Source organism: Streptomyces sp. NPDC001851, assembly GCF_040297165.1.
In the GTDB taxonomy this organism is placed as follows: domain Bacteria; phylum Actinomycetota; class Actinomycetes; order Streptomycetales; family Streptomycetaceae; genus Streptomyces.
Genome location: NZ_JBEOYR010000002.1, coordinates 109,560 through 134,227, shown reverse-complemented (window position 1 = coordinate 134,227; position 24,668 = coordinate 109,560). Strand labels below are relative to the sequence as shown.

Below are 24,668 nucleotides of genomic sequence, written 5' to 3'. Positions count from 1 at the left end.
CGGTGGCGCGCGGGGCCGCCTCGTCGGCCGGGACGGCTAGCGCAGCCGGAACTCCCGCCGCCTTCCGGTGAACAGCTCCGCCTGCCGCTCGGCCGGCAGGTTCCCGAGCGCGATGAGATGCGGTGCCTGCGTGAACGCCTGCGCGAGCGCCGCCTCCTTCGCCGCCCACAACGCCCGCACGGTCCCCTGCACCCCTTCCGCCGGATACCCGGCGATGACGGCGGCGCAGCGCACGGCGGCCGCCAACGCCCCGCCCGGCTCGGTGACTTCCGAGACCAGCCCGATCTCATGGGCCCGCCGGGCGGAGATCCGCTCGGCGGTGCCCATGAGCATCATCCGGGCCGCCTCCCCGTACGGCATCCGCGCGGCCATCAGCACGGACTCATAGGCGCTGACCATGCCGTACGTCGTGTGCGGATCGAAGAACTCGGCGGCCGGATCGGCGACGACGAACTCGCTCTCGCCCAGCAGGTAGAAGGCACCCCCGCAGGCCATCCCGCACACGGCGGCCACCACCGGCTTCCACAGGCCGTTCGCCTTCGGCCCGATCCGCAGCAGCGGATCGTCCTGCATGTACGGCGACGAGGGCTGCGGCACGGCGACGCCCCGGTCGATCCCGGTGCAGAACGCCCGCTCCCCGCTCCCGGTGAGCACGACGGCCCGCACTGAGTCGTCGAACCGCAACGCCCGCCACACCCCGGCCAGTTCGCGGACCATCTCCAGATCGACGGCGTTGAGCCGGTGCGGCCGGTCGAGGGTGACCACGGCGACCCCGCTGTCCTTGTCGGCGTCCACCCGTACGGTGCTCACGCGAGCACCCACTGCGGGAGCCCGCCGTCGCCGAAGACCGCCTGCACCCGGGCGCCGATCCTCAGGTGCCGGGGATCGACGGAGTCCAGCCGCGCCCCGGCACGGGCGACCACGTTCCCCACCAACCGGATCCGCGGGTGCTCCTCCAGCTCCACCACGACGACGTTGTACGGCGCCTGCTCGGCGTAGTCGGGCAGCAGCGGCGGGTGCGGCACGACGTACGACCAGATCCGCCCGCGCCCGCTGGTGAGCCGCCACTCGTCCGAGAAGGACTGGCAGTGCGGGCAGCAGGGGCGGGGCGGGAAGCGGGGTTCGTGACAGTCGCCGCAGGCCTGGACGCGCAGTTCACCGCGGGCCGCGTACTCCCAGAAGGGGGCGCCGTCGGTGTCGGTGACGGGAGTCAGCACGCTGGATCAACTCCTCAGCAGCAGAGCGGAGGTCGGGACGCCTTCCCCCGCGGTGACCAGACAGGTGGCGGCCCCCGGAACCTGCGCGGTACTGGTTCCGCGCAGCTGCTTCACCCCTTCGGTGACGAGGTTGAAGCCGTGCACGTAGGCCTCGGAGAGCCCGCCCCCGCTGGTGTTGAGGGGCAGCCGCCCCCCGATCTCCAGGGCGCCGCCCTCGGTGAACGCCCCGCCCTCCCCTCTCCCGCAGAAGCCGTACCCCTCCAGGGAGAGCGGAACGAGGGCGGTGAACGCGTCGTAGATCTGCGCCACGTCGACGTCCTCCGGGGTGAAGTCGGCGTGCTTCCACAGCTGCCGGGCCGCGGTCCAGGCGGGGCCGGTGAGGGGGTCGTCGTTCCAGTAGTTGACCATGCCGTGGTGCTGGGCGGGCAGGCCCTGGGCGGCGGCGTGGACGTACACGGGCTTCCTTGCGCAGTCCCGGGCGCGTTCCGCGGACACGAGGACACAGGCGAGGGCCCCGTCCGTCTCCAGGCAGTTGTCGAAGAGGCACAGGGGCTCGCTGATCCACCGGGAGCTCATGTACATCTCGCGGGTCAGCGGTCGTTCGTACATCACGGCGGCCGGGTTCTGGTTGGCCCGGTTCCGGCAGGCGAGGGCGACGTTGAAGAGGTGATCGCGGGTGGCGCCGTACTCGTGCAGGTAGCGGCGGGTGAGCATGGCTATCTCGTCCGCCGGGCGCAGAAGGCCGAAGGGGCGGGTCCACTGGGCCGGAGTGGGCAGCTGCACGGTGGTGTTGGTCCAGGGCCGGGGCCCGCTGCCGCGCTTCCGTGACCGCCAGGCGACCCCCACCGTGGCCTGCCCCGAGGCGATGGCGGCGGCGAGATGCGCCACGGTGGCGCAGGAGCCGCCCCCTCCGTACCCCACCTTGCTGAAGAAGGTCAGGTCGCCGAAGCCCACGGCCTTCGCCAGCTCCACCTCGTCGGTCTCCTCCATGGTGTAGGAGGCGAGTGCGTCGACCTCGCCGGGTGCCATCCCCGCGTCGTCGAGCGCGGCGAGCACGGCCCGGCAGGCGAGCGTCTTCTCGTCCTCCGCGAGGTGCTTGGCGAACGCGGTCTGCCCGATCCCGACGATGGCGGTGGCGTCCTTGATCCCGGTTACTGCCACGGCGTTCCCCCTCACGACATCCTGACAGGGCGTCAGGTTACCGCTAATCTGACGGTCAGTCAGCTAGGTGGGTGCAGGGGGCCGGTGATGAGCGACTGGGACGACCGGGGTGGCTGGGACACCATTCCCGAGCTGGTCCGATGGTCGGCCGAGCGGTACGCGGACACGGAGGCGGTGGTCGAGGGCCGTACGAGGATCACGTACGCCGAACTGGGCGCCCGGGTGGAGCGCGCGGCGGCGGCCTGCCTGGCGAGCGGGGTGCGGGTCGGCGACCGGGTGGCGGTCTGGGCCCCCAACTCCCTGGACTGGATCGTGTCGGCCCTCGGCGCGGTGACGGCGGGCGCGGCCCTGGTCCCGCTGAACACCCGCTTCAAGGGCACGGAGGCGGCGGACGTACTGCGCCGCAGCGGCGCCCGGCTGCTCTTCGTGACGGGCACCTTCCTGGGCACGTCGTACGTGGCGAGCTTGCGCAGGGCGGCGGGGAAGGGGGAGCCGGGGGCACCGCTCGGAGGGGGCGGCCGGGATGGCCGGGGCGTTCGGGATGGCCGGGGTGACCGGGGCGGCCCGCTGCCAGGCCTGCCGGAACTGCAGGACGTGGTGGTCCTGTCGGAGGACGCGCCGCCGGACTTCCGGACCTGGAAGGACTTCCTGGCGGGAGGGGAGGGGGTGCCGGCGGCCGAAGTACGGGCTCGGTCGGAGGAGGTGGACGGTGCCGACCTCTCGGACATCATCTACACGTCGGGTACGACGGGCTGCCCGAAGGGCGCGATGATCACGCACACCCAGACCCTCCGGGCGTACGAGATCTGGGCGGACCTGGCAGGCCTGCGCCCGAAGGACCGCTACCTGATCATCAACCCCTTCTTCCACACCTTCGGCTACAAGGCCGGGGTGATCGCCTGCCTGATGCGCGGGGCGACGATGATCCCGCAGCCGGTGTTCAACGTGGAGACGGCGCTGGTGAACATGGCGGCGGAACGGGTCTCGGTGCTGCCCGGCCCGCCGACCCTCCACCAGTCCCTGCTGGACCACCCGTCCCGCGACGCCCACGACCTGTCCGCGCTGAGGCTGGTGGTGACGGGAGCCGCGGTGGTGCCGTTGCACCTGGTGGAACGCCTGCGAGGCGAACTGGGCGTCGACACGGTCCTCACGGCGTACGGCCTCTCGGAGGCCAGCGGCATCGTCACGATGTGCCGGCGCGGCGACGACCCGTCGGTGATCGCGTCCACCTCCGGCCGCGCGATCCCCGGTACGGAGGTGCGGTTGGTCGACGCTTCCGGCACCCCGGTGCCCACCGGCACCCAGGGCGAGGTGCTGGTCCGGGGCTTCAACGTCATGCGGGGCTACTACGCGGACGCGGCGGCGACGGCCGAGGCGATCTCCCCGGCCGGCTGGCTGAGCACGGGCGACGTGGGCGTCCTGGACGAGCGGGGCAACCTGCGCATCACGGACCGCATCAAGGACATGTTCATCGTCGGCGGCTTCAACGCCTACCCGGCGGAGATAGAGCAGCTGCTGGGCCTCCACCCGGACGTGCGCGAGGCCGCCGTGATCGGCGTCCCCGACGCCCGCCTCGGTGAGGTGGCCAAGGCGTTCGTGGTGCGTAGACGGGGTTCGCCTCTGACGTCCGACGACCTGATCGCCTGGTCCCGCCGCGAGATGGCGAACTACAAGGTGCCGAGGCTGGTCGAGTTCGTGGAGGAACTGCCGAGGAACGCGAGCGGGAAGGTGGTGAAGGGCGTTTTGCGGGGGAGGGGGTGAGGGGCTGAGGGGGGAGGGGCTGAGGGAGTAAAGGGGTGAGGGGGTGAGGAGGAGGGGTTGATGCCGAGGTGTTGGTCAGTTGCCGTGGGGCCGCCCGCTTCTTCGGCCAGTGTCGTGCTTCCGCGAGGCGAGTCAAGGGCGCTCCCGTTCCGCTGCGCTCCACTCCCGCGTCGCCTTCGGCGATGGCCCTCCGGGCCACCCTTGACACGCCTCGCTCCAGCACGGGTGAGAAGCGAGCGGGCAGCCCGGGGAAAGTGGCCGGCTGGGCGGCGTCGGTCCCTCGGGTCGGCTGCGTTCGCATCGTCGACGAGGGACGCGGTCGCGCCTCGCATGGACGCCGGGTGGGATCGGCGGCTGACGGGTTGGGGGTGGGGTTGGGGGTGGGGGTGCCCGTTCGTCCCACCAGTCCCACCAGTCCCTCCGGTTTCGGAGGTACGGACGACTGGATGTAATGGGCGGGCTGGGTATGGGATGGCCAGGACTTGAGCATGAGGCGTGGCCCAACTCATCCGATTGACCTGGTGATTGCGGGTCCCAGCCCCTTCTCTCTCCCCTCCGGGCCATCGCTGACTCCGAGACTCCGACGGCGAGCCCTCTACCACCGGGCGCCAGTCACTGAGCGCGCCGAACGCCCCGAACGCCCCGAGCTCCCCGAGTACGCCGGGCGAACCTGGCGCTTGCCCCCGCCGGGGCAGCCTTACGTTCGCCCCCGCCGCCCCCGCCACCACCCGCACCCTCCACCCACGACCCACCACCCCCACCCGCCATGGCTGCCGGCGTGCCCCCGTCCTCCGCTTGCGCCCCTTCACCCCGGCTCGCGACGCAGTGGGCGGTGGGGGTGACGCCGGTCGGGGCCCCGTTCTTCCGGGCCGCTCGCTCGCTTCTTCCCCGTGCTGGAGCGCCCTTTACTCGGCTCGCGGAAGCACGACACTGAGAAAGAAGCGGGCGGCCCCCACGGTCACTCGGAATCGCCGGTCAGTTCGGCGAGGGTGGCCCTGATCTCCTCGACCATGTAGGCAGGGCGGTGGAACACATCCTCGGCGCTGAAGCGGAGGAGGCTGCGGATCTCCGGGCACCGCAGGAGCTGGTTGTAGCGCGCGATGTCCTGGCGGTGGGCGTCACGGGTGCCGTGATAGGCGTAGCCCTCGATCTCCACGCCCAGCCCCGCCGGCCTGAACAGGAAGTCGACGATGCGGCGGCTGCCGTCGGGGGTGCGCAGCTCGGCCTGGCTCTCGGGATGGAGACCGGCGTCGTACATATGGAGTCGGGCCACGGTCTCCGCAGGGGAACCGGCGTGCGGATCGCACAGGCGCAGCCAGTTCCGGGCCCGGACCGATCCCTGTGCCCGCCCTGTCGACTGCAGCGCGGCGGCGATCTCGTCCCGCCGGGTGAGCGGTGCGCGGCGGACGTGTCCTACCCGCCGGTACGTCAGTGCCGAGTCCACCGCGACGACCGCCTCGTCCCTCGGACCGCGCCGGAGCAGGTCGGTGAGCGTTCGGGTGGGGGTGGTGAGCCGTAACCCCTGCCGCTCGACCACGTCGCCCGTACCGAGCGGCTGCCGGTGTACGCGTACGTCGCTGCTGAAGCGGCGGAGGGTGCGCTGCGGGTCGATGAACTCCAACGGCGGCTTACGGCCACCGCCCAGCATCTCGATCCGCCGGAGAGCAGCCGCTGAGCTGTGGCTCACGATCAGCCGGGGCTCGCGGTGGAGCACGGCCCGGAGCCGGGTGAGCAGGTCCGGATCCCGGCCCGGCTCGGCCCACGCGCCGGGCCGGAGCCGGGTCCAGCCCTCCGCCCGCAGCGCGCGCGTGAGACAGCGCCGGGGCCAGCCGGCCTCGACGGCACGCGCGGTGAGGAGGACACCCCTGTCCGCCAGGGCCCTCAGGTCCCTTCGCTCCACCCAGGCAAGATCGCAGAAAACGCGACCTGCCGCTTGCCCTGTGGACAACCGGGCGGGGGCGCCTTGGGCCGGCCTGGACCTTCCTCTGGACACACCTCGGCCGCGACGGCTCCCCCTCGGCGCCGTCGCGGCCGGTTCCCCCGTGCGAGGAGGTCAGGGCTTGGTCGGCCTGAAAGGCTCCGACGTGGCGTGCAGGTCCTTGGTCTCGATGGGCTCCTCGGTGGCGTGCAGGTCCTGGGGCGTCGCGGGCGCATCCGTGGCGTGCAGGTCCGCGGGCGACACCGCGGCGTCCTTCGTGCCGGTGGCGTGCAGGTCCTGCGGCTTGACCTCGTCGCTCATGTGCGTCAACTCTCCTTGAGAAGGTGCAAGTAGGTGGATCGGCCGGACCCGTCCGGTCACTCCCCCGAGTCCGGCCGGACGGGTCCTTCCGGGCCGCTCACCCTAGTTCGTCAGTGCGAGGGCCTCTCCGGTGACCCGCCTGCCCCCCGACGCGGCGGATCGACTGCTTCGAGGATGCCGCGAGGCGATAAACGAATGATGAACGGCTCCGTCCGGGCTCAGGCCGCCTGGACCGGCGGCAGCAGTGTGCGCACTTCTGCGGCCTCGGGCGAGCCCAACTCGTCGTAGATGCGCACCGCTTCCTGCCAGCAGACGCGTGCTCGGCCGTGCTGCCCGATACCCGCGAGTGCCCGGCCCAGAACGGTCAGGACGTTGCCTCGCCGCCATTCCCCGCCGATGCCGCGCAACACGGTCAGTGCCATCTCGGCGTTGGCTGCGGCCTGAGCGGCCCGCCCGGCGGTGAGGTCGACCTCGGCCAGACGGAACAGGCTCATGCCCTCCCACAGGCGCTGCCGGCTGTCACGGAACACCTCCAGGGCTTCCTGCAGCCGGCCGGCCGCGCACTCCAGCTCGCCGCTCTGGGTGAGCGCCAGCCCCAGGGCATAGCGGGCGTTGGCGCCGCGCATGGAGTTCCCCATGGCGTCGTATATGTCGATGCCCTGCTGTGCGAGCGCGACCGCGCTCGTCGTCCGGCCGGTGGCGAGGTGGATGCGGGAGAGGTTGCACAGGGCACTGGCCTCACCTGGGCGGTCACCCAGGATGCGGAAGTGTTCGATGGCCTGGGAGAGGTGTTCCTCGCCGTCCTCGTGGCGGCTCTGGTAGAGCGCGATGATTCCTCGGGCATTGCGGGTCCAGCAGACGGGCAGCAGGTCCTCGGTCTCCTGCGCGAGGGCTGTCGCACGCTCTGCCTCCTGGTCGGCGAGTGCGAACCGGCCGCTCACGTGGTGCACGTTCACCAGAGTCGTCAGGGCCCTGGCCTCCGCTCGCACAAGTCCCATCGACTGTGCGGAGTCCAGCAGCGCGTTCGCAGTGGCCTCGTACTCCTTCGAGTTGGCGCCCGATTCCGACAGATCGTGGGCGGACCACAACAGGTCGATGGACCTGGCGAGGGTGTGGGGGCTGCCCGCGTTCTGGCGTACGCAGGCCAGCAGGCAGATCGCCTCCGCGTACAGCCAGTCCTGAGCGCGATGCCGCTCCTCGAAGCTCAGCCCCGGATACTCGGTGGGCTCCAAGTGATCCACCAGCCGGTCCCCCGGCCGTTCGATGGCGTAGACCCGAGCCGCCGTGGCCAGATAGAAATCCAGCAGCCGCGACATCGCGGCCTCCCGCTCGCCGGGCGGCTGTTCGTCCCTCTCCGCGCAGGCACGCGCGTAGAGTCGGACCAGGTCGTGGAAGCGGTAGCGGCCGGGGGCGGCGGACTCCAGCAGGGATGTGTCGACCAGGGACTCCAGGAGGTCCTCCGTCTCCTCCGACGGGAGGTCGAGGACCGCCGCCGCGGCGGACAGGGAGATGTCCGGGCCGTCGGCCAGACCCAGCAGCCGGAACGCCCGGGCCTGGGCCGGTTCCAGCTGGCCGTAGCCCAGTTCGAAGGTGGCCTTGACCGCCAGGTCGCCGGCCTGGAGTTCGTCCAGGCGGCGGCGTTCGTCCGCGAGCTTCGCCGCCAGGACCGAGACGGTCCACGTACGGCGGGCCGCCAGGCGGGATGCCGCGATGCGGATGGCCAGGGGGAGGAAGCCGCAGGCCGCGACCACGTCCAGCGCGGACTCGCGTTCCGCCGCCACCCGTTCCTCGCCCACGATCTTCGTGAAGAGGGCGAGGGCCTCCTCGGGAGACATCACGTCCAGGTCGACCAGGTGCGCGCCGGCCAGGTCGAGCATGCGGACCCGGGATGTCACCAGGGCCGCGCAGCCCTCGGTGCCGGGCAGCAGCGGGCGTATCTGGGCCGCGTCCTTCGCGTTGTCCAGCAGGACCAGGACGCGGCGGCCGTCCAGGACGGAGCGGTAGAGGGCGGCGCGTTCCTCCAGGCTGTCCGGGATCGCCGAGTCGGAGGTGCCCAGCGCGCGCAGGAAGGAGCCCAGTACCGTCTCCGGTTCCGCGGGGCGGGGGCCCGCGCCCTGGAGGTCCACGTACAGCTGGCCGTCCGGGAAGGTGCCCCGCGCCCGGTGGGCCACGTGCACCGCCAGGGTCGTCTTGCCGACGCCGCCGATGCCGGCCAGTGCCGAGACCGCCATCACCCGGCTCGTCGTCCCCGATGCCTCCGACGCCGACGACAGCACCTCGCTCAGTTCGTCGACGAAGGCCGCGCGGCCGGTGAAGTCGGGGACGGAGGCGGGGAGCTGGGCGGGGCGGACGGGGACCACCGCGGGTTCCGCCGCGGGGGACGAGGGCTCTGCCAGGGCCGGGTCCGCCTGGAGGATGCGCTGCTGCAGCTCCCGCAGGCCGGGGCGGGGGTCCACGCCCAGTTCCTCGGCCAGCAGGCGGCGGGTGTCGGCGTAGACCGCCAGGGCCTCCGCCTGCCGGCCGCTGCGGTACAGGGCCAGCATCAGGAGCTCGCGGAGGCGTTCGCGGAGGGGGTGTGCCGCCGTGAGGGCCGTCAGTTCGGAGACCGCCTCCGCGTGGCAGCCCTGCTCCAGGTCCATGTCCAGGCGGGATTCCAGCAGGCCGAGGCGCCATTCCTCCAGGCGGACCCGCTGGGTCTCGGCGTAGGGGCCGGGGACGCCCGCCAGCACCTCGCCGTCCCACATGCCGAGGGCCTGGTTCAGCAGCTCGCGGGCCCGGCACAGGTCGCCCGCGCCGCGGGCCTTCTCCGCCTCCGCCGCCAGGTCCTGTGCGACCGCCAGGTCCAGGACGCCCTCGCCCGGCGCGCGCACCGCGTAGCCGCCGGACTCGCTGACCAGGACCCCGGGGTCCAGGATCTTGCGCAACCTCGACGCGTACGTGCGCAGTGCCGCCAGCGCCTGCGACGGCGGCTCGGTGCCCCACACCGCGTCGATCAGCTCCGGTGCCGTGGCCGTGCGGCCCTCGCGCAGCAGCAGGGCGGCCAGCAGGGCGCGCTGCTGGGGGGAGCCCGTGCTGAGCTGTTCCTCGCCGCGCCAGGCCCGCACCGGGCCGAGCACGCCGAACCGCAGCGCCGCCTGCCCTGTGACGGTCACGGAGCCGGGACGCCGCTGTTCAGGCACTCGCGGCCCACCATCCATGCGCTCGTCCCCCTCGACATCTCGAACAACTCCGTCAGTTTGCCTTGTTCGGGCCGGTTCCGTCAGCCGGGGGAGGCGCCGATCGCAGGGTGGTGCGGCTCAGTCCACAAAGCCCTCACACCCTCTTCGCAGCCCTGGGGGGTTCGTCCGCGATAGCTGACGGAGCGTCAGATCGGCGCTACCTTGAGGCCATGGAGACCACACAGTTCCCGCTGATCATCTCCGTCGACGACCACACCGTGGAGCCCGCCGGCGTGTGGCAGGACCGGTTGCCGAGGAAGTACCGGGACGTCGGGCCCCGGATCGTGCGTGCGCCCCTGAAGGAGATGACCTTCCTCGGGGGGCGGTTCAAGCCCGTCATGGGCGAGCCCGGCAGCAGCGAGGGGCCCCTCGGCGACTGGTGGGTCTATGAGGACCTGCGGCGGCCCCTCACCCGCCTCGACACCGCCGTCGGCTGCGAACGGGACGAGGTCAGGCTGGAGGTCATCACGTACGAGCAGATGCGGGCCGGGTCGTACGACGTGTCCGCCCGGCTCGCCGACATGGACGTCAACCACGTCCAGTCCGCCCTGTGCTTCCCCACCTTTCCCCGCTTCTGCGGGCAGACCTTCACGGAGGCACGGGACAAGGACCTGGCGCTGCTCTGCGTCCGCGCCTACAACGACTGGATGGTGGAGGAGTGGTGCGGCCCGGACGCGCACGGCCGGCTCATACCGCTCACCCTCATTCCCCTGTGGGACGCCGGGCTGGCCGCCCAGGAGGTCCGGCGGAACGCGGCGCGAGGGGTGCGGGCCGTCGCCTTCTCCGAGATACCCCCGCACCTCGGCCTGCCCTCCGTCCACACCGACGACTGGGACCCGTTCCTCGCCGCCTGCGACGAGACCGGCACGGTCATCGCCATGCACATCGGCTCCAGCAGCCGTATGCCCTCCACCTCGGCCGACGCCCCGCCCGCCGTCGGTTCCACCATCACCTTCGCCAACTGCTGCTTCTCGATGGTGGACTGGCTGATGAGCGGGAAGTTCGAGCGGTTCCCGCAGCTCAGAGTCATGTACGCCGAGGGGCAGATCGGCTGGATTCCCTACATCCTTGAGCGCGCGGACGTGGTGTGGGAGGAGAACCGGGGGTGGGGCGGGGTCGCCGGCAAGGTCACCCGGCCGCCCTCCGAACTCTTCGCCGGGCATGTCTACGGCTGCTTCTTCGACGACGCCTTCGGGCTCAGGAACCTGGACGCCATCGGGGTCGGCAACGTCCTGTACGAGACCGACTACCCGCACTCGGACTCCACCTGGCCGAAGTCCCGCGAGGTCGGTGAGGCGCAGATGGGGCATCTGGCGGCGGATGTGGTCGAGCGGATCGTGCGCGGCAACGCCATCGAGCTGCTGGGACTCACCCCTGAAGGCCTGTGGCGGTGAGCGCCCTGGCGTACGGCGTGCAGCTGCCCGTCCAGGCGCAGAGCACCCTGTTCGCGGAGGGCTGGGAGGCCGGGGCCGGTCCGGAGGACCTGGTGGCCGTCGCGCGGGCCGTGGACGGCGCCGGGTTCGACTACCTCGCCTGCTGCGACCACGTGGGCGTCCCGCGCCGGCTCGCCCCGGCCATGAGCACGGTCTGGTACGACCCCGTCACCACCCTCGGCCACCTCGCCGCCGTGACCGAACGGGTCCGGCTGCTCAGCCATGTGGCCGTCGTGGGGCTGCGGCACCCGCTGGTCACCGCCAAGCAGTACGCCACCCTCGACCACCTCTCCGGCGGCCGGCTGGTCCTCGGGGTGGGGGCCGGGCACGTCCGGGAGGAGTTCGAGGCGCTCGGGGCGGACTTCGAGCGGCGGGGGGCCGTGCTGGACGAGGTGATCGACGCGCTGCGGGCCGCCCTGGGGCCGGAGGAGTTCCCCGAGCACCACGGGAAGCTCTACGACTTCGCCGGGCTGGGGCAGCGGCCCCGGCCCGCGCAGCCGTACGTCCCCCTCTGGGTCGGCGGCTCCTCGCCCCCCGCCGTACGCCGGGCCGCGCTCAAGGGCGACGGCTGGCTGCCCCAGGGGGATCCGCGGGAGCGGCTGCCCGCGCGGATCGCCCGGATACGGCGACTGCGCGCGGACCACGGCATCGAGAGGCCGTTCACCGTCGGTGCGATCACCGAGCCGCTGTACGTCGGACGGCCCGGCTGGGAGGTCGGGCGGCGGACCGTCGCCGGGGCGCCGGAGGAGATCGCCGAGTCGCTGCGGGCGTACCGGGCGATGGGCGTGGACCAGATCCAGGTGCGGTTCCGCAGCCGGAGCCGTGCCGAACTCATCGAGCAGATCGGGCTCTTCGGCGCGGAGGTCGCACCCCGGCTGCAGTGAGGAGGGCACCATGGGCAAGCTGGACGGGCGGGTCGTCATCGTCACCGGGGCGGCGCGCGGGCAGGGCGAGCAGGAGGCGCGGCTCTTCCGGGCGGAGGGCGCGCGGGTGGTCGTCGCCGATGTGCTGGACGACCAGGGGAAGGCCCTGGCCGAGGAGATAGGCGCGCTGTACGTCCACCTCGACGTCGGCACCGAGCAGGGCTGGCGGGAGGCCGTCGAGGCGGCGAAGGGGGCGTACGGGCGGATCGACGGGCTGGTGAACAACGCGGGCATCCTGCGGTTCAACGCCCTGGTGGACACCCCGCTGGACGAGTTCATGCAGGTCGTGCAGGTCAACCAGGTCGGCTGTTTCCTGGGGATGAAGGCGGTGGCGCCGGAGATGGCCGACGGGGGCACGATCGTGAACACCGCGTCGTACACGGCCCTGACCGGTATGGCGGCCGTCGGGACGTACGCCGCCACCAAGCACGCGGTGCTGGGGCTGACCCGGGTGGCCGCGCTGGAGCTGGCGGCCCGGCGGATCCGGGTCAACGCCGTCTGCCCGGGCGCCATCGACACCCCGATGTCCAACCCGGCCCGGCTGGACCCCGGCGCCGACCCGGAGGAGATGGGCCGGGCGCTGGACGAGCTGTACCGCAAGCTCGTACCGCTCGGGCGGGTCGGGCGGCCGGAGGAGGTGGCCCGGCTGGCGCTCTTCCTCACCTCGGAGGACTCGTCGTACATCACCGGGCAGCCGTTCGTGATCGACGGGGGATGGCTGGCGGGGGTCTCCATTATCTGACTCACCGTCAGCTATTGACGGTCCTGGCGCTCGGTGCGACAGTCGGCCGACGGACTTGTCTGACGGGGCGTCAGACAACTGGGGAAGGTGAACCGCCGTGGAATTCGGGCTCTTTGTACAGGGATACGTGGGCAAGCGCGCCGAGACCGACCCGCTGGCCGAGCACAAGGCGCTGATGGAGGAGACCGAGTACGTCATCCAGGCGGACAAGTCCGGCTTCAAGTACGCCTGGGCCTCCGAGCACCACTTCCTGGAGGAGTACTCGCACCTGTCGGCCAACGACGTGTTCCTGGGCTACCTGGCGCACGCGACCGAGCGGATCCATCTGGGCTCGGGGATCTTCAATCCCCTGGCCCAGGTCAACCACCCCGTGAAGGTCGCCGAGAAGGTCGCCATGCTGGACCACCTCAGTGAGGGGCGCTTCGAGTTCGGCAGCGGGCGGGGCGCCGGCTCGCACGAGATCCTCGGGTTCATACCGGGTGTGACCGATATGAACTACACCAAGGAGATCTGGGAGGAGACCATCGCCGAGTTCCCGAAGATGTGGCTCCAGGACGAGTACGCCGGCTTCCAGGGCAAGCACTGGCAGCTGCCGCCGCGCAAGGTCCTGCCGAAGCCGTACGGGAAGTCCCACCCGGCGATGTGGTACGCGGCCGGGTCTCCGCCGTCGTACGCCATGGCCGCGAGGAAGGGGCTCGGCGTGCTCGGCTTCAGCATCCAGAAGGTCTCCGACATGGAGTGGGTGCTGGAGCAGTACAAGACGGCGATCGTGGACGCGGAACCCGTCGGGGACTTCGTGAACGACAACGTGATGGTGACGACCACCGCGATCTGCGCGCCCACACACGCCGAGGCGATCGACATCGCCGTGCACGGGGGGCTGCACTATCTGCCCTCGCTGGTGTTCCGGTACCACGACACGTTCCCGCGGCCCGAGGGGTTCCCCGTCTGGCCGGAGACGCTGCCCCCCTACACGCCGGAGTTCGTGGAACTGCTCGTGGAGGAGGAGCTGCTGATCTGCGGGGATCCGGACGAGGTGCTGCGGCAGTGCAAGCGGTGGGAGCAGGCGGGCGCCGACCAGCTGAGCTTCGGGCTGCCCGTGGGGGTGCCGAAGGAGGAGACGCTGCAGACGATCCGGCTGATCGGGGAGCATGTGATTCCCAGGATCGACACGGATCCCGTGCACCGGACGACTCGGTTCCGTCAGGCCGTCTGAGGGGGTTCCGGGCATGCTGGACCACCTGATCAAGGGCGCCACCGTCGTGGACGGGACGGGCGCCCCCGCCCACACCGCCGACGTCGGCATACGGGACGGCCGTATCGCCCGCGTCGGCCGGATCACCGAGGGTTCCCGCACCACCGAGGACGCCGCCGGCCTCGTCCTCGCCCCCGGTTTCGTCGACCCCCACACCCACTACGACGCGCAGCTCTTCTGGGACCCGTACGCCACGCCCTCCCTCAACCACGGGGTGACCACGGTCGCCGCCGGGAACTGCGGCTTCACCCTCGCGCCGCTCAACCCGTCCCGCCCCGGGGACGCCGACTACACGCGCCGCATGATGTCCAAGGTGGAGGGGATGTCCCTGGTGGCGCTGGAGGAGGGGGCGCCCTGGAGCTGGCACTCCTTCGGTGAGTATCTGGACGCCCTGGAGGGGCGGATCGCCGTCAACGCCGGTTTCATGGTCGGGCACTGCGCCCTGCGGCGGTATGTCATGGGGCCGGACGCGGTCGGGGGACAGCCCTCCGAGGAGCAGCTCGGCGCGATGGTGGGGCTGCTGCACGAGGCCATGGACGCCGGGGCCTGGGGCCTGTCCACCACCCAGTCGTCGACCCACTCCGACGGGGACGGGAAGCCCGTCGCCTCCCGGCACGCGGGGCCGGCGGAGCTGCTGGCCCTCTCCCGTGCCGTCGGCGAGCACGAGGGGACGCAGATCGAGGCGATCGTCGCCGGCTGTCTGGACCAGTTCAGCGACGACGAGATCGAGCTGCTCGTGGAGATGAGCGCGGTGGCCGGGCGGCCGCTCAACTGGAACGTGCTCACCGTCGACGCGGCCGTCCCGGAGCGGGTGCCACGGCAGCTCGGCGCGAGCGAGCGGGCCCGGAAGGCGGGCGGCCGGGTGGTGGCGCTCACCATGCCGATCCTCACCCCGATGAACATGTCCCTGGGCACGTTCTGCGCCCTCAACCTGATCCCGGGCTGGGGGCCGGTCCTCGGACTGCCGGTGCCGGAGCGGATCGCCAGGCTGCGCGACCCCGCCGTCCGGGAGGAGATGCTGCGGCGGGCCCGGTCCAAGGAGGCGGGCGTCTTCCGCCGGCTGGCGAACTTCGGCCGGTACGTCATCGGCGACACCTACAGCGAGGCCAACCGGGGGCTCACGGGACGGGTCGTGGGCGACATCGCCGAGGAGCGCGGCCAGGACCCCTTCGCCTGCCTGGTGGAGATCTGCGCCAACGACGAGCTGCGTACGGTGCTGTGGCCGATGCCGACCGACAACGACCCGGCCTCCTGGGCGCTGCGCGCCGAGACCTGGCGGCACGAGGACGTGCTGCTCGGCGGCTCGGACGCGGGCGCGCACCTGGACCGGATGTGCGGGGCGCCGTACACCACCCGGTTCCTCGGGGACTGTCTGCGCGGCCGGAAGCTGGCCGGGCTGGAGCAGGCGGTGCGGATGCTGACCGACGATCCGGCGCGGCTGTTCGGGCTGCGGGAGCGGGGGCGGGTGCGGGAGGGCTGGCATGCGGACCTCGTCCTGTTCGATCCCGGGCGGATCGACGCCGGACCGGCCCGGCTGGTGCACGACCTGCCCGGTGGCAGTCCCCGCCTGGACTCCGAGGCGATCGGGGTGCGGGCCGTGTGGGTCAACGGGGTCGAGGCGATCCGGGACGACGTGGTGACGGGGGCCGTACCGGGGAAGGTGCTGCGGTCGGGGACCGACACCCGGACGGTGGGTACGCGGTGAGTCCGGTGAGCGACGGGCAGCGGCTGTTCGTCGGCGGGGAGTGGGTCGAACCGGACGGCGGGCACTACCCGGTGACCGACCCGGCCACCGAGGAGACGGTCGGCTGGGCGCCGGAGGCCTCACCTGAGCAGGCGCGGGCGGCCTGCGCGGCGGCCCGGGAGGCGTTCGGGGCGTGGTCGCGGACCCGGCCGGAGGAGCGGGCGGCGGTGCTGCGGCGGGCGGCCGGCCTCATCCGTGACCGGATGGAGCCGTACGCCGAACTGGCGCGCGCGGAGACCGGCGCGACCACGGCGACCGCCCGGGCGATGCAGGTGGGGGTGGCCGCCGCCCGGTTCCGCCGGTACGCGAGCGTGGAACCCGCCGAGTGGGCCGTCCCGCCGCAGATCAACGAGGCCGGGCCGATGGGGAGGGCCGCGGTGATGGGCGCCCTGGCGGTACGGCAGCCCGTCGGGGTCGTCAGCTGCATCACCTCCTACAACAACCCCTGGGCCAACCCGGCCGGCAAGGTCGCCCCCGCTCTGGCCATGGGCAACACGGTCGTGGTGAAGCCCGCCCCGCAGGACCCCCTCTCCGTCTACCGGATGGCCGAGGCCCTGGAGGCGGCCGGGGCGCCGCCGGGCGTGGTGAACGTCGTCTCCGGGCGGGAGGTGGCCGTGGGCGAGGCGGTGGTGGCCTGCGACGACGTCGACATGGTCAGCTTCACCGGGTCCACCGCGGTCGGCCGGCGGATCGCCGAGGTGTGCGGGCGGGACATGAAACGCCAGCTGATGGAGCTGGGCGGCAAGGGCGCGGCGCTCGTGTTCGACGACGCCGACCTCCACTCGGCCGTCGCCGGCATCGGCACCACCTTCTCCTTCTACAGCGGGCAGATCTGCACGGCACCGGCACGGGTGCTGGCCCAGCGCGGGGTGTACGAGCGGCTGGTGGACCAACTGGCCGGATACGCCGGTCGGTTGAAGGCCGGCGACCCGCGGGAGCCGGACACGGTCGTCGGGCCGGTGATCTCGGCCGAGCACCGGGCGCGGGTCGAGTCGTACGTCGAACTCGGCCGGAAGGAGGGCGCGACGCTGATCACCGGCGGCGAACGGCCCCCGCTGGAGCGGGGCTTCTACGTCTCGCCGGCCCTCCTCGCCGACTGCACCAACGCCATGCGGGTGGCCCGGGAGGAGATCTTCGGGCCGGTCGTCGTGGTCGTGCCCTTCGAGGACGAGGAGGAGGGGGTGGCCCTCGCCAACGACTCCGACTACGGCCTCATCGACTACGTCTGGTCCGGCGATGTGGCCCGCGCCTTCCGGGTGGCCCGTCAGCTGCGCGCCGGCGGCGTCGGCGTCAACACCGTCGGCCGCAACATGGAGGCCCCGTTCGGCGGCTTCAAGAAGAGCGGCGTGGGCCGCGACGTGGGCTCCTACGCCCTGCACGCGTACAGCGAGGTGCAGGCGATCGTGTGGCCGGGGTGAGAGGGCAGGGTCCCTCCGGGCCGGCTCAGTCCTCCAGATCCACCCGCACCGTCAGCAGGTCCGTGCCGAACGCCCGTACCGCCGCGCTGTTGAAGCGGGGCAGGGAGCGCAGGCGGGCCACCGGGTCGTCGTCGGGGAGGAGGTGTGCGGTGCCGTGGTGCCAGCGGCCGGCGATGCGGACGCGGACCCTGGGGTCGGCCTGGATGTTGCGGACGTACTGGGACCTGTGGCCGAACTCGGAGACCAGCCAGAAGGAGTCGCCGACCCTGCGGCCGCCCACCGGGGTCTGCCGGGGCAGGCCGGAACTGCGGCCCGTCGTCTCCAGGAGGGTCTGGAACGGCAGCCGCCGGTTGAGCGGGTTGGCGATGTGCCGCTGGAAGGCGGTCACCACGCGGTGCTTGCGGTCTGCGGGGGCTGACATGCTGGTCGCTCTCCTGGTGTGACGGCACGGCGGCGTGACGGGGAGGGTGTGTCGGCTTGGTGCAGGGCCTGTGACCCACGACTTTCAGCCAACTGTCGCGTGTTAGCCTCCCCCGCAGTTGTGATCATTGCAATGGGGGAGCCTGATGGGCGCGTCTTCGGACGGCTACACGGTGAAGTCCGGGATGTCCGGACAGGCCAACGAACTGGACGCCGCGGGCAACGACGCCGGGAAGATCCGCGAGGCCATCCAGCCCGGCATGTGCTACATGGACGACGCGCTCGGCGGCCCGGACGCCGCCGCGGCGTTCAACGCGTACGCCGCCGCCTGGGAGGCGGAGGTCAAGGCCCTGGAATCGGCGCTGCACGAACTCGCCGACAAGGTACGGCTGGCGAAGGGCGCGTACCACGGCAGCGACAGCCTCGTCGACACGAGCGTCCACAGCGTGGCCGTCGGGGACGGCAGCCTCGTCAGCACCATGCCCTCCCACGCCGGCCGCCCGTCGGCGCTGGCCGGCTACTGAGGGGGCCGGCGATGACCGAGTCCACGGGTGACCGCCGCACGCGGCTGGGCGAGCTGTGCAAGACGATCGCCGGCGCCGACAGCAAGAACGACCTGATCGACGCCATCAACGACGCGCTCGCCGTCTCCGCCCCGGTCGGCAACACGGCGACCCTGGAGTCCCTGGGCAAGCTGTACCAGAAGCAGGACCTCGGGGACCTCTACAAGCGCGTCGACCGGGTGGCCAAAAAGGGCCTGCCGGACGTCTGGACCGGGAACACGAGTGTTCTCGCCTCGGACGCGGTGGCCGCCGCCGGGCGGGCCGTCAACACGGTGAGCCGGGCCTGCTACGGCGGCGGACAGGCGCTGCTCACGTTCGTCGACGCCCTCAAGGACGCCCAGAGCCAGGACAGCGGCGGGCGGGAGACGCTGCGCGAGGCACTCGGGATACTCGGCAGCAAGGACGGCTGGTTCGACGACCTCTACGAGGACGACGACGAGGAGGCCGTCCGGCTGAAGGCCCGTTCCCTCGCCTCCCTGGGCGCCGAGGACATGCACAAGGCCGCGATCGCCGCCGACGACGCCGTCCACGCCGTCACCAGGGACCTGAACCGGTGGACCGCCGAGGCCCGCATGCGCAAGCTGGGCACGGGCAACCTGACCGCCGTCGACAAGCTGGTACTGGCCGAGACCAGTTCCGTCGACGGCGACCCCGTGCTGAACGAGATCCTCACCGCGCACGACCTGGATCGCGCCGGCCGGCGCATGGACGGGCTGAGCGCCGCCGACCGGGCCGCCATGGACCGGATGCTGGCCGGGTCGGACAGCCCGCAGGAGCGGGCGTATCTGATGAAGGCCCTGGCCGCCGGGCACAGCGTGGCGGAGATCGAGCAGTTCCAGGGCAAGATCCAGGGCCACGACCCCGAGTGGCTGCGCCGGCATCTCACGCCGGTCGTCACCCAGGTGGACAGCATGGACGACGAGGGCCTGGCCCCCGACGGCTCCAACAACAACAAGGACTACGTCACCTTCGACGGGCAGCGGTGGATCCAGGGCGGCAACGGCGCGGAGGGCACCTGTGTGGCCTCGTCCACCGTCACCGCCCGCGCCATCGTCGACCCCCTCTACGCGCTCGGCCTCACGGGCGGCCCCAGCGGGCAGGAGGACGACGCCGAGGCCTTCAAGCGGCGCCTGGTGGCCGAGCAGCACCGGCTGCACACCGAGGGCCACGGCGGTGACCACTGGGGCGGCATGGGCCCCGACGGGCAGGAGCACATCGCCGACACCACCATCGGCGCCGCCACCGGCGACGACTACCAGCGCCACGACCTGGCGGGCGCCGCCGACCGCAAGGCGGTGCTGAGCGATGTCGAGAAGGCGGTCGCGGACGGCCGCCCGGTCCCCGTCGACGTCCAGGGCAAGGACGGCGCCCACGCGATGACCATCATCGCCCAGGAGGGCGACAAGCTGCAGGTCTACAACCCCTGGGGCTCGACGACCTGGGTCAGCGAGAACGACTTCATCAACGGACACATGGGCAAGGCAGCGGACAGTGGACTCAACGACGCGTACAGCGTGTACATCCCGACGGCCAAGTAGGCGCAGTGGCCTGCGCCGGGGCAGGGCGGCGGGCGGCGCCGCCCTGGCGGTCGCGCTGCTCACGCTCGTCGCGGGCTGCGGGTCCGGCACCGGCGAGCCCGCCCCCGTCGCCCACCCCACCGGCAACCCCCGCATCAGCGCGAAGGTCGGGGAGCGCTTCACGCTCACCGTCCACCAGAACGCCTCCACCCGTGAGCACTGGTACCTCTCCGGCCCCAGGCCCGACGCCGCCGTGGTCCGCGAGCGCGGGCAGCGCAGCACCCAGGGCTCCCGCGAGAAGCACATGGACGGCGCCGGCAGCAGCCTCACCTTCACCTTCGAGGCCACCGGCAAGGGCAGCACCCGGATCGTGCTGACCCACTGCACGTTCGCCACCACCTGCGACGAGGACGGCGGCGGCACCCCGGCCCCGGCGTCGACCGCGCCGTACCGGCAGTCCGCGCCGGAGCGCGTCACCTACACCGTCACCGTCCGCTGAGCCGGCCGACACCACCGACACCGGAACATGAACCCCGCATCGCACCCCGCCCCGCACCCTCCGGACCGCACCGACGACGAGCTGGCCCGGCTCGACATCTCCGTCCTGCTCCGCTACGGCCTCACCGCACCGCCCGGCCCCCGGCGCACCGCCCTGTTCGGCGACGGCGTCGCGGGCGCGGCCGTGCTGCTCGACCGCCTCGGCACCCAGCCGCGCTCGGTGGCCTTCCTCGCCGACACCGTCCGTGCCGGCGGTCTCGCCTACGCGGCCGGGCTCGCCGAGCCGCTGCCGCGCCCGGAGGCGGCGGCCGTCGTACGCGACTGGCTGGCCGCCGGCACCGAGCTGGCGGCCGGTGTCGCCGCCGACGACACCGCCGCCCGCTGGCTGCGTGCCGTGGCGACGGTCATCGAACTGCGCCGGCGGACGAGGCCCGCGGGGAGCTGACCGGGAAGACCGCGTCCGCCAGCCAGTTGCCGTGGAAGCCGAACGGCACCCGGGCCGGCAGATGGATCGTGGCGACCGGGGGCGCGCCGAGGTCGCCGGCGTCCAGGACGACCAGGTCACTGCGGTCGGTGGCGGCGTCGTACACGTACGTCATGAGCCAGCCGGGGCCGCCGGGTGTGCCGTCGGCGGGGGCGAACGCGGCCTCCCCGGGGGTGCGGCCGGCCCCGAAGTCATGGGCGGTGGCGGTCCCGCGGGACAGGTCGTAGCGCACCAGTGAGGTGCCGCTCGTCATGTGCCCGTGTCCGGCGGCGAGTCCGGTCAGCCGGTCGTCGACGCGCGGGAACTCGCCCGGCCGGTCGTCGCACTGCTCCTCGCGGACCGTGCCGGTGGCCGGGTCGATCGTCCACGTCCACAGCACGGCCCGCTGCGGTCGCGTGCTGCCGTCGGCGGCGCGCCGCCACATCTCGGGGTAGCGCATCACGTGCAGCACGATGGTGCCGTCCGGTGCGTCGTGGGCGTTGAGGATGTGGAAGACGTAGCAGGGGTCGACGGGGAACCAGCGGACCTCGCCGTGCGGGTCGTCGCGGCGCAGCACGCCGAGCCGGGCGCCGTACCCGTCGTCCCAGCTGTACGGCATCGTGCCGCCGGCCAGGGCGAGTTCGGCGTCGAAGACGACCGGCAGGTCCATGAAGACGACATGCCCGGCGGTGAGCGCGAAGTCGTGCAGCATGGCCGGCCCGGGCACCTCGATCGGCCGGCTGAGCGTCAACGCGCCGGTGGCGTCGGCGCGGTGGTAGGTGAGGTGGGTGGGCTCCAGCAGGCCGTAGCCGAAGAAGTGCAGTTCGCCGGTGGCCGGGCAGGTCTTCGGGTGGGCGGTCATCGCGGTGTGCAGCCGGCCGTCGAAGTCGTAGGGGCCCTTGGTGTCCAGGTCGCGGGTCAGCTCGTAGGGCAGGGCGGTCTCGACCAGGGCGAGGGTGCGGCCCGCGTGCCGGACGACGTGGGTGTTGGCGGGGCCGGCGGTGAGGTCGCGGCGGCCCTGGTCGTCGTACATCCGCGTCCCGTCGGTGAGGCGGGTGGTGCGGACCCGGCGGTTGCGGTAGGAGACGGCCCGCCCGCCCTCCAGGCGGACGCCGTGGACCATGCCGTCGCCGAAGAACCAGTGCCCGGAGGCGGCGTCGGCCGGGTTCGGGCCGTTGCGCAGGTACCAGCCGGTCAGCTCGGGCGGGATGGTGCCGGTCACCGGCAGGTCGTACGCGGTGAGTTCCTCGGTGACCGGGGCGTAGTTGCCGCTGAGGTGCCGGGGCGCGGCGGTCATCGGGCCACCTGCCCGGCGGCACCGGCCTTGGCCTGGGCGTGGGCGACGTAGCGGACGGTGAAGACCATCGGGACGGCGAAGCCGGCGATCTGGACCAGGGTCGCGGGCGTGGAATGGGCGTGCCCGGAGCGGTCCAGCAGGGCGAGGACGACGGCGGTCACCGCGAACGCGGCGGTCCATACGGCGGTGATGACCACGTTGACCCGGATGAACGGCTTCAGCGTCCACAGCTCGCGCGGCGTGGTGCGCTTGGCGATGCCCAGGGTGAAGGGGCGGCCGACGGCCAGCGACACCCCGGCGATGACGGCGAGGGTGCCGGAGGAGAGGGCGGCGGAGTAGTCGTGCACGCCCGAGTGCGGGTCGGCGAAGGCGATGGCCGCGAGCGCCGCGAAGAAGACGGCCGAGCCGCACTCGATGACGAGGGCGTCGAAACCGGCGCCGCGCTGCTTCTGCTGGGCGATGAGCACCACGGACGCCACCAGGGCGGCCAGTGCGCCCCACTGCCAGTTCCGCGAGGGGACGACGGCGAAGACGATCCACGGCAGGAAGGTGCGCAGGTACGACATGGTTCCCCCGGTCTGTTTGGGTTCCGGTCTCGACATGTCAAAAGTAGAAGGTCGGCTTCTGACATGTCAACTGTGGAAGGTAAGGTGGGGTGCATGAGCCTCAGACACGCACTGCTCGGCCTGCTCTCGGAGCGCTCCGCCAGCGGCTACGACCTGCTGAAGACCTTCGAGACCTCGCTGGCCAACGTCTGGCCGGCGACGCAGAGCCAGATCTACACCGAGCTGACCCGACTGGCGGGCTCCGGGCTGATCACGGTGGCCGCCGAGGGCCCGCGCGGCCGCAAGGAGTACGCGATCACCGACGAGGGCACGGCGGAGCTGCGCCACTGGCTGACCGAGGTCGCACCCCAGCGCAACACCCGCAGCGACATCCTGCTGCGCGTCTTCTTCCTCGGGGTGCTCACCCCCGAGCAGGCGCGCACCTATCTGACCGGCCTGATGGAGATGTCCGAGGCGGGATACGAGCAGCTGCGGCGGCTCGCCGACTCCATCGACTGGGACGACGGCAACCTCTCGGTCTACGGTCGCATCGCGCTGGAGTACGGCCTGCGCTTCAACGCGATGCGGCGGGAGTGGGCCGAGTGGGCGGCCGGGCAGATCAGACAGCCGTGAGGAAGACCGGGTTGGTGAAGGCGGCCAACGGCCCCGGCAGCGGCCCGAGGGCGGCCTCGTGCCGCAGCTCGGCGCGTACGTACGCCGCGCAGGCGGGGGTCGTACGCCACTCGACCGTGCCCGTGCCCGACACCGGCAGCGGGTCGCTGGTGAACAGCACACCCTGGTCGGTGACGAAACGCACCGAGCAGCGCGGGGCACCCGAGACCTCCAGCCGGACCGTCACGGGGGTGCCGGCGGCCAGGGCCAGCCGTTCGCCGATGCCCGCCTGCTGTCCGCGCCCGCCCGTCACCGTGAAGGCGAGGGTCACGTTCTTCGACTCGGCCACGTACGAGCGTCCCGCGCGGAGCCCTTCCTGGATCGCCTCCCGGGTCAGGTCGTCGGCGAGGACGACCGTCTGGGGGCTGCCGACCGGGTCCGGGTCGCGGTGGGCGTCGCTGTTGCCCATCGCCGGGAGCCAGGGCCGCCCGTGCCGCACGGAGGCGACCAGCTGGTTGTCCCAGTCGGCCAGCGTCACCTCGTCGTCCGGGGTGTAGGGGCCGTTCCACACCTCCACGGCGTCCGCCTCGCCGAAGCCGAACTTCCAGCCGCAGCCGACGCAGGTGGCGTGCGGGTGGGCGGGGACGACCAGGCCGCCGGCGCGGCGGATCTCCCGTGCGAAGCGGGCCCAGCGGTTGTCGCGGGCCCGGTACCGCCAGTCCACGAACGTGCCGGGATCGGTGCCGAGCGCCAGCACGTGGCCGTTGCGGGTGGTGACCTCCTCGCCGAGCATGACCAGCAGGTCGTCGCCGGCCTGGTCGGCCCAGTGCGGGTGCGCGGAGTTGGTGTTGTGGTCCGAGGAGTTGATGAAGTCCAGGCCGGCCGCCCGCGCGAGGGCCGCGATCTCGGCCGGGGTGCGGCGGCCGTCGGAGTACCAGGAGTGCAGATGGCAGTCGCCCCGGTACCAGGCCCGGCCCCGCCCCTTCGCCCGGGAGGGCGGATACACCGGCCTCGGGGTCGTGCCCGCCTCGCCGTAGGTCAGCGTGACCGTCAGCTCGTACGTCAGACCCTGTGGCGCCACCGTGTAGGGGCCCAGCGCGACGTACCAGGTGCCCTCCCGCACCGGGCCGGGGAGGTAGCCCGGCGTCGCGTCGTCGGCGCGGACGAAGAACTCCGTGCGCGCGCCGCCCGACCAGCCCCGGAACCCGCCGCCGCCCAGCTCGGTGCCGCGCTCGTCGAAGAGCCCGATGTCGAGTGCGTTGCCCTGGGTGCCGGCCGGTACCGGCGGCTTGTCGTAGGTGTAGGAGACCTTGATCTCGCGGACGCCGGCGGGGACTTCGACCGGCACGTAGACGAAGTCGGGGGAGCCGGGGGGCAGGGTGCCGCCCACCGTCCGGGTCTCCTCGTGCCGGCCGTCCGCCGCTGCGAAGCTCACGCTTCCCAACGTAAGGGCAGTGGCGGCGCCCGTCACGAACAGTGCGCGTCTGCCGATGCCGTGAGCCTGGCCGTGCGTGTCTTCACCCATGGTGGTCACTCTCCCGTCCGAGCGTGAACTCCTGTGGAACCGGAGGCGATTGGCACCCCACAATGTGTCATGCGCGCGACGTTCGGGGCCACGGTGCATCACCAGGGGGGTGCCTGT

The 24,668-nt window shown here is 72.3% G+C and carries 22 protein-coding genes; 12 read left to right on the top strand and 10 right to left on the bottom strand.

What is annotated here, in order from left to right:
* Positions 1-36 precede the first annotated feature (36 nt).
* From ABT171_RS03595 to ABT171_RS03585, 3 genes are read right to left on the bottom strand one after another with little or no spacing between them, the layout of a single operon-like run.
* Entirely contained in the window at positions 37-822 is a 786-nt protein-coding gene (locus ABT171_RS03595; protein WP_351239374.1) for an enoyl-CoA hydratase/isomerase family protein, read from the bottom strand.
* Positions 807-1,217 (bottom strand): Zn-ribbon domain-containing OB-fold protein, encoded by a 411-nt coding sequence (locus tag ABT171_RS03590; protein ID WP_351239372.1) that lies wholly within the window; start codon positions 1,215-1,217, stop codon positions 807-809. Before ABT171_RS03590 ends, ABT171_RS03595 begins: the two co-directional genes overlap by 16 nt.
* 6 nt (positions 1,218-1,223) lie before the next feature.
* Complete coding sequence (locus ABT171_RS03585; protein WP_351239370.1) at positions 1,224-2,378, bottom strand: lipid-transfer protein; 1,155 nt, start codon at positions 2,376-2,378, stop codon at positions 1,224-1,226.
* An 87-nt stretch (positions 2,379-2,465) separates the two neighbouring features.
* Here ABT171_RS03585 and ABT171_RS03580 point away from each other — a divergent pair, with 87 nt between their 5' ends.
* Entirely contained in the window at positions 2,466-4,139 is a 1,674-nt protein-coding gene (locus ABT171_RS03580; protein WP_351239368.1) for a fatty acid--CoA ligase family protein, read from the top strand.
* Between the two features lie 958 nt (positions 4,140-5,097).
* Here the strand turns inward: ABT171_RS03580 and ABT171_RS03575 are convergent.
* From ABT171_RS03575 to afsR, 3 genes are all read right to left on the bottom strand, one after another.
* Positions 5,098-6,039, bottom strand: a complete 942-nt coding sequence (locus ABT171_RS03575; RefSeq protein ID WP_351239366.1) for a putative endonuclease domain-containing protein — start codon at positions 6,037-6,039, stop codon at positions 5,098-5,100.
* Positions 6,040-6,192: 153 nt separating this feature from the next.
* Positions 6,193-6,378 carry a hypothetical protein gene (locus tag ABT171_RS03570; RefSeq protein ID WP_351239364.1) on the bottom strand — a complete coding sequence of 62 codons (186 nt, stop codon included), beginning with the start codon at positions 6,376-6,378 and terminating at the stop codon, positions 6,193-6,195.
* A 218-nt stretch (positions 6,379-6,596) separates the two neighbouring features.
* Positions 6,597-9,575, bottom strand: a complete 2,979-nt coding sequence (gene afsR, locus ABT171_RS03565) for an SARP-family global regulator AfsR (RefSeq protein WP_351239362.1) — start codon at positions 9,573-9,575, stop codon at positions 6,597-6,599.
* A 191-nt stretch (positions 9,576-9,766) separates the two neighbouring features.
* Here afsR and ABT171_RS03560 point away from each other — a divergent pair, with 191 nt between their 5' ends.
* From ABT171_RS03560 to ABT171_RS03535, 6 genes are all read left to right on the top strand, one after another.
* A complete protein-coding gene (locus ABT171_RS03560) occupies positions 9,767-10,990 on the top strand; it encodes an amidohydrolase family protein (RefSeq protein ID WP_351239360.1) in 1,224 nt (407 codons plus the stop codon).
* A 5-nt stretch (positions 10,991-10,995) separates the two neighbouring features.
* On the top strand, positions 10,996-11,913 hold the full coding sequence (locus tag ABT171_RS03555; RefSeq protein WP_503073722.1) for a TIGR03619 family F420-dependent LLM class oxidoreductase: 918 nt from the start codon (positions 10,996-10,998) through the stop codon (positions 11,911-11,913).
* Positions 11,914-11,923: 10 nt separating this feature from the next.
* Complete coding sequence (locus ABT171_RS03550) at positions 11,924-12,694, top strand: SDR family NAD(P)-dependent oxidoreductase (protein WP_351239356.1); 771 nt, start codon at positions 11,924-11,926, stop codon at positions 12,692-12,694.
* Positions 12,695-12,791: 97 nt separating this feature from the next.
* On the top strand, positions 12,792-13,910 hold the full coding sequence (locus tag ABT171_RS03545) for an LLM class flavin-dependent oxidoreductase (protein ID WP_351239354.1): 1,119 nt from the start codon (positions 12,792-12,794) through the stop codon (positions 13,908-13,910).
* A gap of 13 nt (positions 13,911-13,923) precedes the next feature.
* Positions 13,924-15,654 carry an N-acyl-D-amino-acid deacylase family protein gene (locus ABT171_RS03540; RefSeq protein WP_351239352.1) on the top strand — a complete coding sequence of 577 codons (1,731 nt, stop codon included), beginning with the start codon at positions 13,924-13,926 and terminating at the stop codon, positions 15,652-15,654.
* Complete coding sequence (locus tag ABT171_RS03535) at positions 15,651-17,111, top strand: aldehyde dehydrogenase family protein (protein ID WP_351239350.1); 1,461 nt, start codon at positions 15,651-15,653, stop codon at positions 17,109-17,111. Before ABT171_RS03540 ends, ABT171_RS03535 begins: the two co-directional genes overlap by 4 nt.
* 25 nt (positions 17,112-17,136) lie before the next feature.
* On the opposite strand, the gene ABT171_RS03530 is transcribed toward ABT171_RS03535, so the two are convergent.
* The gene (locus ABT171_RS03530) at positions 17,137-17,532 is read right to left on the bottom strand and encodes a nitroreductase family deazaflavin-dependent oxidoreductase (protein WP_351239348.1); all 396 of its coding nucleotides are present in this window, start codon (positions 17,530-17,532) and stop codon (positions 17,137-17,139) included.
* Positions 17,533-17,677: 145 nt separating this feature from the next.
* Between ABT171_RS03530 and ABT171_RS03525 the strand changes: the two genes are divergently transcribed.
* The 4 genes from ABT171_RS03525 to ABT171_RS03510 are packed head-to-tail and all read left to right on the top strand — an operon-like array spanning position 17,678 to position 20,554.
* On the top strand, positions 17,678-18,055 hold the full coding sequence (locus ABT171_RS03525; protein ID WP_351239346.1) for a hypothetical protein: 378 nt from the start codon (positions 17,678-17,680) through the stop codon (positions 18,053-18,055).
* Positions 18,056-18,066: 11 nt separating this feature from the next.
* Positions 18,067-19,632 carry a peptidoglycan-binding protein gene (locus ABT171_RS03520; RefSeq protein WP_351239344.1) on the top strand — a complete coding sequence of 522 codons (1,566 nt, stop codon included), beginning with the start codon at positions 18,067-18,069 and terminating at the stop codon, positions 19,630-19,632.
* Complete coding sequence (locus tag ABT171_RS03515) at positions 19,586-20,110, top strand: protease inhibitor I42 family protein (RefSeq protein ID WP_351239342.1); 525 nt, start codon at positions 19,586-19,588, stop codon at positions 20,108-20,110. Before ABT171_RS03520 ends, ABT171_RS03515 begins: the two co-directional genes overlap by 47 nt.
* Positions 20,111-20,137: 27 nt before the next feature.
* Positions 20,138-20,554, top strand: a complete 417-nt coding sequence (locus ABT171_RS03510) for a hypothetical protein (protein ID WP_351239340.1) — start codon at positions 20,138-20,140, stop codon at positions 20,552-20,554.
* On the opposite strand, the gene ABT171_RS03505 is transcribed toward ABT171_RS03510, so the two are convergent.
* Both ABT171_RS03505 and ABT171_RS03500 read right to left on the bottom strand, forming a co-directional pair.
* Positions 20,514-21,869 carry a carotenoid oxygenase family protein gene (locus ABT171_RS03505; RefSeq protein ID WP_351239338.1) on the bottom strand — a complete coding sequence of 452 codons (1,356 nt, stop codon included), beginning with the start codon at positions 21,867-21,869 and terminating at the stop codon, positions 20,514-20,516. The two genes, ABT171_RS03510 and ABT171_RS03505, sit on opposite strands and share 41 nt — an antisense overlap.
* Complete coding sequence (locus ABT171_RS03500; protein ID WP_351239336.1) at positions 21,866-22,471, bottom strand: hypothetical protein; 606 nt, start codon at positions 22,469-22,471, stop codon at positions 21,866-21,868. Before ABT171_RS03500 ends, ABT171_RS03505 begins: the two co-directional genes overlap by 4 nt.
* Positions 22,472-22,528: 57 nt before the next feature.
* Between ABT171_RS03500 and ABT171_RS03495 the strand changes: the two genes are divergently transcribed.
* Positions 22,529-23,047 carry a PadR family transcriptional regulator gene (locus ABT171_RS03495; protein WP_351239334.1) on the top strand — a complete coding sequence of 173 codons (519 nt, stop codon included), beginning with the start codon at positions 22,529-22,531 and terminating at the stop codon, positions 23,045-23,047.
* On the opposite strand, the gene ABT171_RS03490 is transcribed toward ABT171_RS03495, so the two are convergent.
* Positions 23,034-24,551: a CehA/McbA family metallohydrolase gene (locus ABT171_RS03490; RefSeq protein WP_351239332.1), complete on the bottom strand. Its 1,518-nt coding sequence runs from the start codon at positions 24,549-24,551 to the stop codon at positions 23,034-23,036. The genes ABT171_RS03495 and ABT171_RS03490 overlap by 14 nt on opposite strands.
* Between the last annotated feature and the right edge of the window lie 117 nt (positions 24,552-24,668).